Annotated in this window: 13 protein-coding genes; 7 read left to right on the plus strand and 6 right to left on the minus strand. The window is 75.0% G+C overall.

Annotated features, from left to right (window positions below; genetic code table 11):
• Nucleotides 1-95: 95 nt before the first annotated feature.
• Nucleotides 96-2,606 carry a malto-oligosyltrehalose synthase gene (gene treY, locus ACGRHY_RS04870; protein WP_394634154.1) on the plus strand — a complete coding sequence of 837 codons (2,511 nt, stop codon included), beginning with the start codon at nt 96-98 and terminating at the stop codon, nt 2,604-2,606.
• Nucleotides 2,607-2,805: 199 nt separating this feature from the next.
• Nucleotides 2,806-3,909, plus strand: coding sequence for a lytic polysaccharide monooxygenase (locus ACGRHY_RS04875; protein ID WP_394634155.1), 1,104 nt, complete (start codon nt 2,806-2,808; stop codon nt 3,907-3,909).
• A gap of 40 nt (nt 3,910-3,949) precedes the next feature.
• Here ACGRHY_RS04875 and ACGRHY_RS04880 read toward each other — a convergent pair whose 3' ends face one another.
• On the minus strand, nt 3,950-4,492 hold the full coding sequence (locus ACGRHY_RS04880) for an FHA domain-containing protein (RefSeq protein WP_394634156.1): 543 nt from the start codon (nt 4,490-4,492) through the stop codon (nt 3,950-3,952).
• Nucleotides 4,493-4,732: 240 nt separating this feature from the next.
• Between ACGRHY_RS04880 and treZ the strand changes: the two genes are divergently transcribed.
• On the plus strand, nt 4,733-6,472 hold the full coding sequence (gene treZ, locus ACGRHY_RS04885; protein WP_394634157.1) for a malto-oligosyltrehalose trehalohydrolase: 1,740 nt from the start codon (nt 4,733-4,735) through the stop codon (nt 6,470-6,472).
• 22 nt (nt 6,473-6,494) lie between these two features.
• Here treZ and msrB read toward each other — a convergent pair whose 3' ends face one another.
• The 4 genes from msrB to ACGRHY_RS04905 form a co-directional block, all read right to left on the minus strand.
• Complete coding sequence (gene msrB, locus ACGRHY_RS04890; RefSeq protein ID WP_394634158.1) at nt 6,495-6,902, minus strand: peptide-methionine (R)-S-oxide reductase MsrB; 408 nt, start codon at nt 6,900-6,902, stop codon at nt 6,495-6,497.
• Between the two features lie 10 nt (nt 6,903-6,912).
• Nucleotides 6,913-8,343 carry a UDP-N-acetylmuramate--L-alanine ligase gene (gene murC, locus ACGRHY_RS04895; protein ID WP_394634159.1) on the minus strand — a complete coding sequence of 477 codons (1,431 nt, stop codon included), beginning with the start codon at nt 8,341-8,343 and terminating at the stop codon, nt 6,913-6,915.
• Between the two features lie 202 nt (nt 8,344-8,545).
• Nucleotides 8,546-9,025 carry an indole-3-glycerol phosphate synthase gene (locus ACGRHY_RS04900; protein WP_394634160.1) on the minus strand — a complete coding sequence of 160 codons (480 nt, stop codon included), beginning with the start codon at nt 9,023-9,025 and terminating at the stop codon, nt 8,546-8,548.
• Between the two features lie 140 nt (nt 9,026-9,165).
• Nucleotides 9,166-10,002, minus strand: coding sequence for a pyrimidine reductase family protein (locus ACGRHY_RS04905; RefSeq protein ID WP_394634161.1), 837 nt, complete (start codon nt 10,000-10,002; stop codon nt 9,166-9,168).
• A gap of 57 nt (nt 10,003-10,059) precedes the next feature.
• On the opposite strand from ACGRHY_RS04905, the gene zapE reads away from it, so the two are divergent.
• From zapE to ACGRHY_RS04920, 3 genes are all read left to right on the plus strand, one after another.
• Nucleotides 10,060-11,163, plus strand: a complete 1,104-nt coding sequence (gene zapE / locus ACGRHY_RS04910; RefSeq protein WP_394634162.1) for a cell division protein ZapE — start codon at nt 10,060-10,062, stop codon at nt 11,161-11,163.
• A gap of 187 nt (nt 11,164-11,350) precedes the next feature.
• The gene (locus tag ACGRHY_RS04915) at nt 11,351-12,742 is read left to right on the plus strand and encodes an alkaline phosphatase PhoX (RefSeq protein ID WP_394634163.1); all 1,392 of its coding nucleotides are present in this window, start codon (nt 11,351-11,353) and stop codon (nt 12,740-12,742) included.
• Between the two features lie 258 nt (nt 12,743-13,000).
• On the plus strand, nt 13,001-14,095 hold the full coding sequence (locus ACGRHY_RS04920) for a polysaccharide deacetylase family protein (protein WP_394634164.1): 1,095 nt from the start codon (nt 13,001-13,003) through the stop codon (nt 14,093-14,095).
• Between the two features lie 33 nt (nt 14,096-14,128).
• Here the strand turns inward: ACGRHY_RS04920 and ACGRHY_RS04925 are convergent, their stop codons facing one another.
• Nucleotides 14,129-14,335, minus strand: coding sequence for a hypothetical protein (locus tag ACGRHY_RS04925; RefSeq protein ID WP_394634165.1), 207 nt, complete (start codon nt 14,333-14,335; stop codon nt 14,129-14,131).
• Between the two features lie 91 nt (nt 14,336-14,426).
• Between ACGRHY_RS04925 and ACGRHY_RS04930 the strand changes: the two genes are divergently transcribed.
• Nucleotides 14,427-15,185 carry a peptidyl-tRNA hydrolase gene (locus tag ACGRHY_RS04930; protein ID WP_394634166.1) on the plus strand — a complete coding sequence of 253 codons (759 nt, stop codon included), beginning with the start codon at nt 14,427-14,429 and terminating at the stop codon, nt 15,183-15,185.
• Nucleotide 15,186 lies beyond the last annotated feature (1 nt).

Below are 15,186 nucleotides of genomic sequence, written 5' to 3' on the forward strand. Positions count from 1 at the left end.
GCGCCCCGTGCGACCGGCCGGGCGCGCCTTCCCGGGCGGGGACGTCGCCCGACAGGCGGCGGGTTCGGCGGGCACCCGGAGGGAACATGCACCACATGTCCCCTCAGTCCCCTTCCGCGCCCCCCGCCCCTGCCTCGCAGCCGGCGCCGCTTCCGCCGGCCGTGCCGACCGCCACCTACCGGCTCCAGCTCCAGCCCGGCTTCCCGTTCTCCGCCGCCGAGAAGACCGTGCCGTACCTGGCCTCGCTCGGGATCTCGCATCTGCACCTGTCGCCGGTGCTGGAGGCCGCCCCCGGCTCCGCCCACGGCTACGACGTGACCGGGCACGCCCGGGTCCGCGAGGAGCTGGGCGGCGAGGAGGGGCTGCGGTCGCTGTCGCGCGCCGCGCGGGAGCACGGCATGGGCATCGTGGTGGACATCGTCCCCAACCACATGGGCGTCCCCGTCCCCGAACGGCTCAACGAGGCGCTGTGGGAGGTGTTGCGCGAGGGTCCGGCATCCCCTTACGCGCGCTGGTTCGACATCGACTGGGAGGCGGGCGGTGCCGGGGGCTCACCCGCCGGAGGCAGGGGGCGCGTGCTGCTGCCGGTGCTGGGCGGGCGGCTGGGCGACGAACTGGGGGCGCTGACGGTCAAGGGCGGCGTCCTGGCGTACCACGACCACCGCTTCCCGCTGCGCGAGGGCACCGAGCACCTGCCGCTGCCCGAGCTGCTGGACGCCCAGCACTACCGGCTGGCCTGGTGGCGGCTGGCCCGCACCGAGCTGAACTACCGGCGCTTCTTCACCATCGCCGATCTGATCGGGGTGCGCGCGGAGGACCCGGAGGTCTTCGCCGCCACCCACGCGTGCGTGCTGCGGCTGCTGCGCGAGGGCGTGGTCCACGGCCTGCGGGTCGACCACCCGGACGGGCTGGCCGACCCGGGCGCGTATCTGCTGCGGCTGGCGCGGGAGAGCGGCGGCGCCTGGACGGTGGTGGAGAAGATCCTCGGCCCCCGCGAGCGGCTGCCGGTGTCCTGGCCGGTGGCCGGGACCACCGGGTACGACGCGCTGCACCACGTCGACGGCCTCTTCGTCGACCCGGACGGGCTGGCGGAGCTGGCCGCCGTCTACCGGGGCTTCACCGGCGCCGCGCCGGACCTGGGCGGCGAGTGGGGGCCGACCGTGCGGCGGGCCGCCCGGGAGGTGGTCGCCCACGACCTGGCCGCCGAGGTCGGGCGGCTGACCCGCACCGCCGCCGCCGTGTGCGAGGCCGCACCCGGCCTGGCGCTGCGCGACCACGCGCCCTGGGCACTGCGCACCGCGATCGAGGAGGTGCTGGCGAGGGTGCCGGTGTACCGGCCGTACGTCACCGCGGGCGGCCCGGTGGGCGCGGAGGACCGGGCGATGCTGGAGGAGGCGGCCGGGGGCGCGCGGGCGGCGTTCGCGGTGCCCCAGGAGGCCGCGGCGGTGGACGTGGTGCGGGATCTGGCGCTGGGGCAGCTGGGGGGCGGCGAGGCCCAGCGGGACTTCTGCGCGCGGTTCGCGCAGGTCTGCGCGGCCCTGCGGGCCAAGTCGGAGGAGGACACCGCCTTCTACCGCCACGCGCCGCTGCTGTCGGCCGCCGAGGTGGGCGGGGACCCGGGGAACCCGCGGGTGGCGCCGGAGGAGTTCCACGCGTACTGCGCACGCCTCCAGCGCGACTGGCCGGCCACCGGCACCGTGCTGTCCACGCACGACACCAAACGCAGCGCGGACGTACGGGCGGCACTGGCGGTGCTGACCGAGTGCCCACGGCGGTGGGCGGAGCTGCTGGAGCGGGTGACGCGGGAGACGCTGCGCGCCTTCGGGGTGGAGGCCCCGGACCGGCATGTGGCGTGGGTGGCGTGGCAGACGGCGTACGGCATGGGCTTCCCCTGTCAGGAGCGGCTGGTGCCCGCGCTGCTGAAGGCCGTGCGGGAGGCGGGGCTGCGCACGACGTGGACGGAGCGGGACGCGGCGTACGAGGAGGCCGTCGAGCGCTTCGCGGTGTCGGGGCCGGGCGGGCCTGCGCTGTACACGGTGGCGGAGTTCGCGCGGGAGCTGGCACAGCCGGTGCGGGCCAACGTGCTCGGCGCGGCGCTGCTGCATCTGACCATGCCGGGCGTGCCGGACCTCTACATGGGCACCGAGCGGGTGTACACCGCGCTGGTCGATCCCGACAACCGGAGGCTGCCGGACTTCCCGCCCTTCCCACCGGGCGTGCCGCAGGAGACCTCCGAGGCGCGGCAGGAGGCAGCCGCCTGGCTGCCGGAGTCCCTGTCCCCGGAGAAGCGGGTCCTGACCGAGACGGCGCTGCGGCTGCGCCGGGAGCACCCGCAGTGGTTCGGCGCGGCGGCGTCGTACGAGCCGCTGCGGGCCGTGGGGCCGGCGGCCGGGCACTGCGTGGCGTACGCGCGCTCGGGTGCGGTGGTCTGCGTCGCGACCCGGCTCTCACTGCGGCTGGCCGGTGCGGGCGGCTGGCGGGAGACCGTCCTGGAGCTGCCGCCGGGGCGGTGGCGGGATCTGCTGGGCGGCCGGGAGGCGGAGGGGAGCGTGGCGACGGCGGAGCTGCTGGCCGGGTGGCCGGTGGCGCTGCTGGTGCGCGGCTGAGGGTGCCGGGGGTTCGCACGGACGGCGGTGTGCCGCCCCGCCCGGTAGGGAATTTCCGTCACGGTGTGAGCGGAGCATTTACACGCACCGGTACCCGCGCTACCTTCTCCAGAGGATGGGAGCGCTCCCATCGGTCGCAGCCCCACCCCCACACGTGCTTGAAGGGACCTCCGGCGCGATGACGACACGCTCAGACGGCATGTCCGCCATGAATGGCATGCTCACACCAAATACAAGCCGCCCCCGCAGAGGCGTCCTGCTGACGCTGCTGGCCGCACTGCCTGCCCTGTGCCTGGTGTTCTTCCTCCCCGCGGGCAAGGCCCAGGCACACGGCGCGCCCATGAACCCGGGCAGCCGCACCTACCTGTGCTGGGAGAACGCGCACACCTCCACCGGCGCGCTCCAGCCGGACAACCCCGCCTGCGCGGACGCCCTGGCCCAGGGCGGGTCCACCCCGTTCTACAACTGGTTCGCCGTGCTCCGCTCCGACGGCGCCGGACGCACCGAGGGCTTCATCCCCGACGGCGAACTGTGCAGCGGCGGCACCGGCGGCCCGTACGACTTCACCGCCTTCAACCAGGCGCGCTCCGACTGGCCGTACACCCGGCTGACCTCCGGCGCCCAGATGCCGTTCGCCTACAACGCGTGGGCCGCCCACCCGGGCACCTTCCACCTCTACGTCACCAAGGACGGCTACGACCCGAACCAGCCACTGGGCTGGGACGACCTGGAGGAGCAGCCCTTCGACTCGGTGACCGACCCGCAGCTCTCCGGCTCGGTCGGCACCATCGACGGCAAGTACACCTGGACCAGCGCCCTCCCGGCGAACAAGAGCGGCCGCCACATCATCTACATGGTCTGGTCGCGCTCGGACAGCAACGAGACCTTCTACAGCTGCTCCGACGTGGTCTTCGACGGCGGCAACGGCGAGGTGGTCTTCCCCGGTACGGACGGCGGCGAGGACCCGGGCGACCCCGGCGAGGAGCCCACCGACCCGGGCGCGGCCTCCTGCTCCGCCGTCATCCGCAAGGTCAACGACTGGGGCAGCGGCTACCAGGGCGAGGTGACCGTCACCAACACCGGCGACACCACCCTCCACGGCTGGACCGTCCACTTCGACCTGGCATCCGGCCAGCGGGTGGACAACATGTGGAACGCCTCGCCCACCTACGACGGCACCGGCGTCCACGCCCAGGGCCCGCTGTACGGCGAAAGCCTGGAACCGGACGGGTCGACGACCTTCGGCTACGTGGTGAACGGCGGAGCGGGCGACCCGTCCACGCCGCACTGCATGCCGCACTGAGCGCGGCACCCGCCCTCCACGGGCATCCGGTGAGGGCGGGTCAGCGGCCGCCGAGGCGGAAGCCGACCTGCCCGAACCGCACGTGGTCCCCCGGACGCACGCTCACCGATCCGGTCACCCGGCGGCCGTTGACCCAGGTGCCGTTGGACGAACCCAGATCGCGCAGCGTCCACCCCCGCGCCGAGCTGTGCAGCTGGGCGTGCGTCCGGGACACCGTCTCGTCGTTCAGCCGCAGCACCGAGCCGGGCGCGCGGCCGATGCTCATCGGATACGGGCCGGGCGCGGGCAGCATCAGCTCAGGCAGCCGGGCCGTCCGCCAGGCCCGCCGCAGCCGCCCCGGCAGCGCCGAGACCGCGCCGACGAACCTGATGAGAGCCGGCTCCGGTGGCGGAGGGCGCAGATCGTGCACCGCCGCCTCGATCTCGTCGGAGCGGCGGGCGGTGAGGATCAGATCCATCCGGTGCTCGAACGTCCGGTGCGACACCCGTCCCTCGGCCGCGCTGTCGCGCAGCACCTCCAGGGCGCGTTCCCGGTCCTCCTCCGACGGACGCGGCGGGACCGCCCGGGGCTCCACAGATGCCATGGCCCGTCATTCTCCGGACCCGTCCCGGAGCTGTCCAGCCCACTCCCTGGCGGGGCTTCGGGGAGCCCGGGCGGTCGCGGCGGCCACCGATGCGGGCAACACCCCGATGGCCGCCCACTTCGCCCGTGCCGGGCATCCGGTGGTGCGGCGCCGCGTCTGCACGGGTCGCGGAACAAGCTGAAACGCACCGAAACGGGCATGCTGGAGCCCTGAGGTGCCGTCGGCCGAAGGAGATCTCCGGTGTTGTTCGAGGTGTGGGCGCCATACGCGCGACGGGTCGCGCTGCACGCGGGGGGCGAGGAGCACCCCATGCACCGCGACCCGCGGCGCGAGGGGTGGTGGCGGGCCGAGGCGTCCGCCGGGCACGGGACCCGCTACGGCTTCTCCGTCGACGGCGGGCCCGCCCTGCCCGACCCCCGCGCCCGCCGGCTGCCCGGCGGCCCTGACGGGCTCGCCGCGGTGGTGGACCAGGAGGCGTACGTCTGGCGGCACGACTGGGAAGGGCGCGGCCCGGACGGCGCGGTCCTGTACGAGCTGCACATCGGCACCTTCACCGAGGCGGGCACCTTCGACGCGGCGGCCGGCCGGCTGGGTCATCTGGCCGACCTGGGCGTCACCCATGTCGGGCTGATGCCGGTCAGCCCCTTCCCCGGCGCCCACGGCTGGGGCTACGACGGGGTGGCGCCCTGGGCGGTGCACGAGCCGTACGGAGGTCCCGAGGGCCTCAAGCGGTTCGTGGACGCCGCGCACGGCCACGGGCTGGGCGTGGTCCTGGACGTGGTCCACAACCATCTGGGCCCGTCGGGCAACCGGCTGCCGGAGTTCGGCCCGTACTTCACCGAGCGCCACCACACCCCGTGGGGGGCCGCGGTCAACCTGGACGCGCCCGGATCGGACGAGGTGCGGGCGTACTTCACCGGCAGCGCGCTGGCCTTCCTGCGCGACTACCGGCTGGACGGGCTGCGGCTGGACGCGGTGCACGCACTGATCGACGAGCGGGCCGAGCACTTCCTGGCCGAGCTGTCGGCGGCCGTGGACGTCCTGTCGGCCGAGCTGGGCAGACCGCTGTTCCTGATCGCCGAGTCCGACCGCAACGACCCGCGCACCACCGCGCCGCGCGAGGCGCACGGGCTGGGCATGGACGCCCAGTGGGACGACGACATCCACCACGCCCTGCACACCGCCCTTACCGGTGAGTCGCAGGGCTACTACGCCGACTTCGCCCGCGCCCCGATGGCGGCCCTGGCCAAGTCACTGACCGGCGCGTTCTTCCACGACGGCACCTACTCCTCCTTCCGGGGCCGCCGCCACGGCCTGGCGGTGGACCGCACCGCCACCGAGGCGCACCGCTTCGTCGCCTACGCCCAGACGCACGACCAGATCGGCAACCGGGCGCAGGGCGACCGGCTGGCCTCCCACCTCTCCCCCGGCCTGGCGGCCTGCGCGGCGGCGCTGGTGCTGTGCGGGCCGTACACGCCGATGCTGTTCATGGGCGAGGAGTGGGGCGCGCGCACCCCCTGGCAGTACTTCACCGACCACCAGGACCCGGAGCTGGCCGAGGCGGTACGGCGGGGGCGGCGGCGGGAGTTCGCCGCGCACGGCTGGTCGGAGGCGGACGTGCCCGATCCGCAGGACCCGGCCACCCGGCTGCGCTCCTGCCTGGACTGGGACGAGCCGCACCGCGAGCCGCACGCCGGTCTGCTCGCCTGGCACCGCGCGCTCATCGCGCTGCGCCGCGCCCACGTCTCGCCCCGCACCCGGCTGGTGGACGTCCACGTCGCCCACGACGAGGAGCGGCGCTGGCTGTGCATGCGCCACGGCGGGCTGCATGTGGCGGTGAACCTGGCCGGGGAGGGCACCGCCGAGATCCCCCTGTCGGTGCACACCGCCGCCGAGCTGGCCTCCTGGGGCGAGTGCGAGGCCCCGGAGGGCGACGGCCTGCTGCGGCTGGGCCCGCACTCGGCGGCGGTGCTGCGGTGACGCTCCCCGCGCGGGGTCCCGGTCAGCCCTCCTCCGGCACCAGATTCAGGGAGACGGAGTTGATGCAGTAGCGCTCGTCCGTCGGGGTCGGGTAGCCCTCGCCGCGGAAGACGTGGCCCAGGTGGGAGCCGCAGCGCGCGCAGCGCACCTCGGTGCGGACCATGCCGTGGGAGTGGTCCTCCAGCAGTTCGACGGCCGAGGACCCGGCCGGGTCGAAGAAGCTGGGCCAGCCGCAGTGGGACTCGAACTTGGTGTCGGAGCGGAACAGCTCGGCCCCGCAGGCGCGGCACCGGTAGACACCGGTGGTCTTGGTGTGGTTGTACTCACCGGTGAAGGCCGGCTCGGTGCCCGCCTCGCGCAGCACGTGGTACTCGGCGGGGCTGAGCTCCTGCCGCCACTGCTCTTCGCTCTTGTCGATCTCGTAACCCATGGGTGCCTCCTCAGCCTCCTCGGTTCGCCGGGCGGGCGGCCAGCCGTTCCAGCACCGTCGCGCCGAGTTCGGTGACGTCGCCCGCTCCCATGGTGAGAACGAGATCACCGGGCTCGGCCATTCCGGCGATCAGGGCGGCGGCGGCCGGCTTGTCGGACTCGGGCCGCGCCTCGGCGCCCGCGGCCAGGGCGGCGTCGGTGATGACGGCGCTGGTGACGCCCGGGATCGGGTCCTCGCGGGCCGGGTAGATGTCCAGGACGACCGAGGCGTCGGCCAGCGCCAGGGCCTGTCCCATCTCCGCTCCCAGCTCGCGGGTGCGGCTGAACAGGTGCGGCTGGAAGAGGACCAGCACCCGGCCGCCCGCGGCGGCGCCCCGGATGGCCTCGATGTCGGCGGTCATCTCGGTGGGGTGGTGGGCGTAGGAGTCGATGACCCGCACCCCGCGCGCCTCGCCCTTGGGCTGGAGGCGGCGGTTGACGCCGGTGTAGGAGGCCAGCGCCGCGGCCAGGGCGCCGGCCGGGACGCCCAGCGCCGCTCCGGCGGCCAGGGCCGCGACGGCGTTGTGGGCGTAGTGGCGGCCGGGGACGGAGACGGTGAAGGTGTGCTGCGTACCGTCGAGGACGGCGGTGACCTCGCTGGTCAGCCCCTGCGGGAGGACCTTGAGGACGCGTACGTCGGCGTCGTCGGCCTCGCCGTAGGTGATGACCCGCGGACCCCGGGCGTCCTCGGCGGTGCGGGCGCGCAGTCGGGCGGTGAACTCGCGGGCACCCTGGTGGTCGGCGCCGACCACCAGGGTGCCGCCGGGGCGGACGCGGCCGGCGAAGGTGAGGAACGACTCGTGGATCTCCTCCATCGAGGCGTAGTTGGCGTGGTGGTCCAGCTCCACGTTGAGGACGATCGCCACCTCGGGGGCGTACTTGTGGAAGCTGCGGTCGCTCTCGTCGGCCTCGGCGACGAAGATCTCCCCGCCGCCGTGGCGGGCGTTGGTGCCGGGGCCGTCGAGGTCGCCGCCGATGGCGTACGAGGGGTCCAGGCCCATCGCGTCCAGGGCGACGGCGAGCATCGAGGTGGTGGTCGTCTTGCCGTGGGTGCCGGCGACGGCGATGGGACGCAGGCCGTCCATGAGGGCGGCCAGCGCGTCGGAGCGGTGCACCACGGGCACGCCGCGCTCGCGGGCGGCCGCCAGCTCGGGGTTGTCGTCGCGGATGGCGCTGGAGACGACGACGGCGGTGGCGTCGGCGGCGAGGTGGGCGGCGGCGTGGCCGATGTGGACGGTGGCCCCGAGGGCGCGCAGCGCCCCGGCGGTGGCGGACTCCCTGGCGTCGCTGCCGGCGACCTTCGCGCCGCGCTGGGCGAGGATCTTCGCGATACCGGACATCCCGGCTCCGCCGATGCCGATGAAGTGCGGTCGTTCCATCGCGGTCGGCAGGCCGGGCGCCATGCGGTGTCCTTTCGGGGGTGCTCCGGGCGGTGTGTCCGCCGGGGCGGTGTTCTCGGGCGTTCTCGGGCGTTCTCGGATATTCCGGGGTGTCCGTGCGGCGGTACGGCCGGGCCGGGCCGCGCACGCCGCCCGCAGGCACCCGGCCCCAGCCTATGCGAGCGGGCCGGGTGCCCGCGGGCGGCGTGCGGCGCCTTTGTCCGGCCTACTCGCCGTGGGCGAACAGCTTGAGCACGGGGACGCCGACCTTGTGGCGGGCGCGGGAGGCCCAGTCGCGGTGGAAGAACTCCTCCACCAGGTGCGGCGCGGTCAGCACGATCACCTCGTCGGCGCCCGTCTCCTCCACCACCGAGGTGAGCAGGTCCAGGGGGTGGTCCTGGACGATCTGGCCGACGGCCTCCGCCCCCGCCGCGCGCAGCGCGCCCAGCGAGTGCTCCAGCGCCCGCTCGGCCGGGGAGGCCGGGCTGCCGGCCGCCTCCTCCTCGTCCTGCCCGGTGGCCTCGCGGACGGCGTCGTCCAGCTCGCCGAGCGCCACGTCGTCCAGGGCGCGCAGCAGCCGGTCCTGGTCGCCGCGCGGCTGCATGAGCACGACGAACGAGACGGGCTCGTCACCGTGGAGCGTGGTGACGAGCTCGACGTCGGTGGGCACCAGCGGCTTCTCGATCATCAGTACGGACGTGAACACGGCAGGTGCCTCTCCTCCTGACGGGTCGGCGACCCGTACGACGACTGTCCGGCCCCACCCCGATGTGGGACTGCGCATTTCACTCTGCGTATCTCATTCTGTGCACGTCACACCTTGTTGGCGCAGACAAACAGATCCGGTCATTTGCGGGCCGCTCCGGGGCAGCGGCGGTAGCGCGAGAAGAGGAACCCGTCCTCCTCCAGCAGGGAGGTCAGCTCGTACTCCGCGGGGGTCTCGAAGCCGGGGCCGTCCAGGATCCGCGCGGCGCCCCCCGACGTGATCCGGGGGGAGACGGTCAGGCACAGCTCGTCCAGGACGCCGGCGGCCGCGAAGCGGCCCAGCAGGCGCGGCCCGCCCTCGGTGAGCAGCCGGGTGTGGCCGTGCCCGGCCAGCAGGCCCGGCACCCGCGCCGGGTCCACCTCCGCGCCCTCGCCCGCGTGCACCACCACCGCACCCGCCTCGCGCGCCGCGTCCTGGCGGCCGGCCGGGGCGGCGGCGCCGGTGAGCACCAGGGTGGGCACCGGCGGCTCGGTGAACAGCGGCAGGGAGAAGTCCAGGTCCAGACTCGCGCTGACGACCGCGATGGCAGGGGCCGGCCCCTGCCCGGCCGCCTCGCGGCGGGCGGCGAACGCCTCGCGGCGGCGGGCCGGCCGGTACCCCTCCCGGCGTACCGTCTCGGCGCCGACGACCACGGCGTCCGCCAGTGCGCGCAGCACCCCGAAGATCCGCATGTCGGCGTCCGAGGACAGCGGCTGGGAGCGTCCGCCGTGGTGGGCGGCGCCGTCGAGGGAGGCGACCATGTTGCCGCGCAGCCAGGGCCGCGCGGCCTGTCCGGCCCCACCGGCCGCGGCGGCGGGGTAGGCGTACGCGTCGGCGATCTCCTCGAGCGTCCAGGGCCGGACGGCGGACGGCGGCTCCTCCCGCCCGGGGGCCGTGGGTGCCGCGGGGTACTCGAAAGGGGGGAACAGACGTCGCATACGGCGCAGTGTGGCACGTGCCACTGGCGTGTTTCGCGCCCCGCCACGCCACGTACAGTGATAAGGGTGTCGTCCTCCCCCGCCCAGAAGCCCGCCCCGCTGTCCCTGTGCGACCGCGAGCCGCACGTCCCCGCCGACCGCCTGGTCGCGGAGATGGTGCCGCCGCCGCGCTTCGACTCGGTGCGCTTCGACAACTACATCCCCGACCCGTCCCAGCCCAGCCAGTTCGAGGCGGTGAAGGTGCTGGGCGAGTTCGCGGACGGGCTCGGCGGGGACCGGGCGGACGGCGGGGGCGGCGGCATCCGCCGCTGGTTCCGCCGCGGCGGGCGGCAGACGGCGCCGTCCGGGCCGCGCGGGGTGTACCTCGACGGCGGTTACGGCGTCGGCAAGACCCATCTGCTGGCCTCCCTGTGGCACGCCGCCGAGGCCCCGCCCGAGCGCAAGGCGTTCGGCACGTTCGTGGAGCTGACCAATCTGGTGGGCGCGCTCGGCTTCCAGCAGACGGTGGCCACGCTCGGCGGGCACCGGCTGCTGTGCATCGACGAGTTCGAGCTGGACGACCCGGGCGACACCGTGCTGGTCTCCACTCTGCTGAGCCGTCTGGTCGAGGAGGGCGTGGCGCTGGCGGCCACCTCCAACACCCTGCCCGGCAAGCTGGGCGAGGGCCGGTTCGCCGCCGCCGACTTCCTGCGGGAGATCCAGGGCCTGTCGGCGCACTTCCGCACGCTGCGCATCGACGGCGAGGACTACCGCCACCGCGGTCTGCCCGAGGCACCGCCGCCGGCCGGCGACGCCGAGGTGACCACCGCCGCGCACCGTACGCCCGGCGCTTGCCTGGACCACTTCCCCTCCCTCCTGGACCACCTCTCCCGGGTGCACCCCAGCCGCTACGGCGCGCTGTGCGACGGCGTGGAGGCGGTATGCCTCACGGATGTCCAGCCGGTGCCGGACCAATCCACCGCGCTGCGCCTGGTGGTCCTGGCCGACCGGCTCTACGACCGCGAGGTGCCGGTGCTCGCCTCCGGGGTGCCGTTCGACCACCTCTTCGGCGAGGACATGCTCAGGGGCGGCTACCGCAAGAAGTACTTCCGGGCGATATCCCGGCTGACCGCGCTCGCACGCGACGCGCGGCGCCTGACCGGGGAGGGCGACGGGGCCTGACGGGGGCCCCGACGGAAGCGGGGTCCGGCCGGGGGACCGGCTGCGCGGAGAGCGGCCGGATCCGTACGCCGGGAGGGTCGCGGCGCGCGCGTGCGGGCCCCACCGGGGCCGCGCCTGGTTTCCGCCGGGCGGACGGCGTGGTACACACAACCGGGTCATCAACCTGTCCGCCAGCAGGGAGTTGCCCATGTCAGCAACGCGACGCCAGATCCTGGGGAGTGCCGCCGTCGGGGCGGGGATCGCCTTCGCCGGATCGCTCCGCGAACTGTTCGCCGGTACGGACGCCGCCCATGCCGCCCCCGCGGCCGGCGGCCGGGGCGGGTACGGCCCCCTCGTGCCCGACCCCGACGGCCTGCTCGACCTGCCGAAAGGTTTCCGCTACCGGGTGCTGTCGCGTGAGGGTGAACCCATGCTCTCGGGCCAGGGGCCGGTCCCCGGCAACCACGACGGCATGACCGCCCTGCCCGGCCCGCGCCCCGGCCACGTGCAGCTGGTGCGCAACCACGAGAACCGCCACAACGCCCCCCGCCGCGTCCCCGCCGTGCGCGGGCTGACGTACGACCCGCAGGGCATGGGCGGCTGCACCGTGCTGGAGCTCTCCGGCGGCGACCGCGTACTGGGCGAGCGGGTGGGCATCGCGGGCACCGCGGTGAACTGCGCGGGCGGCCCCACCCCCTGGGGTACCTGGCTGACCTGCGAGGAGACCGAGGACAAGGCCGGCACCAACGGCTACACCAAGGACCACGGCTTCATCTTCGAGGTCGGCCTGCGTCCCGGTCACCGCACCGTCGCCGAACCGCTCACCGCGATGGGCCGCTTCCAGCACGAGGCCATCGCCGTCGACCCGCGCGAGGGCGTGGTCTACGAGACCGAGGACGCCTTCGACCACCCCTTCGGCCTGTTCTACCGCTTCCTGCCGCACCGGCCCCGCGGCGGCTTCGACTCGCTGCGCGCGGGCGGGAGACTGGAGGCCATGCGGGTGCCCGGCGTTCCGGACCTGTCGGCCGTGACCGGGCCGGGCACGTACTTCGACGGCGTCGAGTGGGTGCCGGTGCCCGATCCGCTGGCGAAGCAAACGCCCATCCGTCTCCAGGACTTCGGCCGCGGCGGCGCCACCCACGCGCAGAAGCTGGAGGGCTGCTACTGGGGCGGCCACCAGGGCGAGGGCGCGGTGTACTTCGTCTCCAGCTACGCGCGCAGCTTTGAGGGCTCGGCGGCCGACCACTTCGGCCAGGTGTGGCGGTACGAGCCGGGCCGCCGCCGGCTGACGCTGGCGGTGGTCTTCGGGCCGGACACCGGAGTGGACACCCCCGGCGAGTCGCCGGACAACATCTGCCTCGCCCCGGGCGGCGGTCTGATGGTCTGCGAGGACGGCGGCGGCGAACAGCACGTCTACGGCCTCACCCGCCACGGCGAGATCTACGCCCTGGCGCGCAACGCCCAGAACACCGGCACCGCGCAGGAGCCGGCGTACGGCGAGTTCGCGGGCGTCACCTTCTCGCCCGACCGCCGCACCATGTACGTCAACTGCTACGACCCGGGGACCACGTTCGCCGTCACCGGTCCGTGGCGCCACTGAGGCCGTACCGGGCGCCGGGGCCGTGCCGGCCGGGGGTCAGCCGGTGACCGCCTCCCGAGCCCTCGCCTCGTACGCGTGCAAGGACCTCGGCCTGCCGAAGGACGGGTGCACGCACCGGGCTACTGGCGCGCGACCCGAAGCCCGGCCCGGTGCGCGGTACAACGCCCCCGGCCGGGCGTCACCCGGGCCGGGGGCGGCGGTAGTCCGACAAGAGCAGCAGCCCGCGCGGCCGTCCCGGATCGTCGTTACGTTCCGATCATGACCGTCTCCGTGCGCCGCACCGCCCGTCCCCTGACCGCTCTCGCCCTGGTCGCCGCCGCGGCGGCGGGCTGCGCGGGCCCGGGTGGCGATGCCACCCGGGCCGGCGCCTCCCCGGCCGCGCCCTCTTCGCCGGCGGCTCCGGAGGGGGAATCCGGGGAGGACGGCTTCTCCGCCTCCCCGCGCTCCTCCGTCTCCCGCCCGGACGGCGACGACCAGGCCGTACCGCCGACCGACCGGTACGCCACCCTGCCCGCCTCCATCAGCGGCCGGGTGCCCGTCTTCCGGCACGGCCCGCGCGCCGAGGCCCCGCGGGCCGCCGGCGACGAGGGCGGGAAACCGGAGGAGCGCGGGGAGGCGGAGAAGCCGGAGGAGGAGAAGGCGGAAGAGCACGGCGAGAACCGGGAGAAGCAGGAGAAGAAGGCCGAGAAGAGCGGCGACAAGGGGGACAAGGTGGTGGCGCTGACCTTCGACGCCGCCCTGTCCGCCGAGGACCGCGAGCGCGCCGAGGACGGCAAGCGCCACGACAATCCCGGACTGATCGCCGCCCTGCGCCGCGAGAAGGCCCCCGCGACCGTCTTCATGTCGGGCCTGTGGGCGCAGACCTACAGGCACCAGGCGCGCTCCATCGGCCGCGACGACCTGTTCGAGGTCGGCAACCTCTCCCACTCCTACCGCGCCTTCACCCGCGACTGCCTCGACCTGCCCGCGCTCGCGCCCGGCGAACGGCTCGCGGACGTACGCAAGGGGCGGAAGGCGATCCGCGCGGCGGGGGTGAAGAACCTGACGCCCTACTTCCGCTTCCCCGGTGGCTGCTTCGACGACCGCTCCCGGCGGGCCGTCGCCCCGGCGAAGGTGACGGCGGTGGCCGGTGACGTGGCCGCGCCGGACGCCGGGGAGAAGGATCCCGGGAAGGTGGCCGAACGGGTGCTGAAGGACATCAGGCCGGGCTCGGTGGTGGTGCTGCACTGCGACCGCGAGAAGGCGCCGGCCACCGAGAAGGCCGTCCGCCGGATCGTCCCGGAGCTGAGGGAGCGCGGATACCGCATCGTGCACGTCTCGGAGATGATCGCCTCGGCCATGGGCCGGGACTGAGTCCCGCGGCCCGCCCCGAAGGTGTGGCCGGATTCAGCAGGAGCAGGCGACGCGCTCGGCCTCGTGCCACTCGCACACCGGGCACAGCGTCGCACCGCGCGTGCTCGCCGGGTACTCGGTCGGATCGCCGCACTGCACGCACATGGCCCGCTCCTCGCGCCCGGTGACGCCGACGCCCCCCGCGCCGCCACCGCGGACATCCGCCGTCTCGGGTGCGGTCCAGCCGGATACGAACTCCATGGGGCCGAGGGTACTCCCGGCTCCGCCCACCCGGGACCTCTTGTCCGGGGCGGGCGCGGGCGCCCTCCGCGGCGGCTGGCACACTGGGCCCGTGAGCACCTCCGACGCCCCCTCCGCCGACCCCGCCACCACCCGCGAGGCGTCCGGCCGGGACGCGGCCCCGCAGTACGTGATGCCGCTCGTCGTCCGGATCGAGCGGTCCGCTCCCCCCGGCCCGCCCGCGCGTACCGACGCGCTTCGGACGGCGGCGCGCGCGGTGCTGGTGATGCTGTCGGACGCGCGCGCGACGGACCCCGAAGGCGACTGGCACCAGGCGGTGCGCGACTGGCAGGACGGGCGCATCCGCAAGGTGGTGCGCCGGGCGCGCGGCGCGGAGTGGCGCCGGGCCTGCGCCCTGCCGGGCACCACGGTGACCGGCTGCGGCGAGCACCCGGCCGAGGTGCGGGTGTTCCCGCCCGTACCGCTGGACGGCTGGCCCGAGGACCTGGCCCGCCTGCAGGTCTCCGGCACCGAGCTGGAGGACCCCGTACCGCCCGCCGCGCCGGAGCCGGGCACGCCCGTGCTGTGGCTCAGTCCGGAACTGGAGATGTCCTCGGGCAAGGCGATGGCCCAGGCCGGGCACGGAGCCCAGCTCGCCTGGCTGGCGCTGGACGGCGCGGCGCGGGCCGCCTGGCGCGCGGCCGGCTTCCCGCTCGCGGTCCGCACCGCCCCGCGCGGGCGGTGGGAGCGGCTGACGCAGTCGGGCCTGCCGGTGGTGCGCGACGCCGGCTTCACCGAGATCGCCCCGGGCTCGGCCACGGTCGTGGCCGAGCACCCCGAGCTCCCGGCCCACCCGGCGACGCCCGGCTGAG

The sequence above is a fragment of the Streptomyces shinuiensis genome, assembly GCF_043660855.1.
In the GTDB taxonomy this organism is placed as follows: Bacteria; Actinomycetota; Actinomycetes; order Streptomycetales; family Streptomycetaceae; genus Streptomyces.

Bases quoted from the DNA above. Each gene is read 5' to 3' on its own strand.
- treY (WP_394634154.1), top strand. From the start codon at position 96: ATGTCCCCTCAGTCCCCTTCCGCGCCCCCCGCCCCTGCCTCGCAGCCG.
- ACGRHY_RS04875 (WP_394634155.1), top strand. From the start codon at position 2,806: ATGTCCGCCATGAATGGCATGCTCACACCAAATACAAGCCGCCCCCGC.
- ACGRHY_RS04880 (WP_394634156.1), bottom strand. From the start codon at position 4,492: ATGGCATCTGTGGAGCCCCGGGCGGTCCCGCCGCGTCCGTCGGAGGAG.
- msrB (WP_394634158.1), bottom strand. From the start codon at position 6,902: ATGGGTTACGAGATCGACAAGAGCGAAGAGCAGTGGCGGCAGGAGCTC.
- murC (WP_394634159.1), bottom strand. From the start codon at position 8,343: ATGGCGCCCGGCCTGCCGACCGCGATGGAACGACCGCACTTCATCGGC.
- ACGRHY_RS04905 (WP_394634161.1), bottom strand. From the start codon at position 10,002: ATGCGACGTCTGTTCCCCCCTTTCGAGTACCCCGCGGCACCCACGGCC.
- ACGRHY_RS04915 (WP_394634163.1), top strand. From the start codon at position 11,351: ATGTCAGCAACGCGACGCCAGATCCTGGGGAGTGCCGCCGTCGGGGCG.
- ACGRHY_RS04920 (WP_394634164.1), top strand. From the start codon at position 13,001: ATGACCGTCTCCGTGCGCCGCACCGCCCGTCCCCTGACCGCTCTCGCC.
- ACGRHY_RS04925 (WP_394634165.1), bottom strand. From the start codon at position 14,335: ATGGAGTTCGTATCCGGCTGGACCGCACCCGAGACGGCGGATGTCCGC.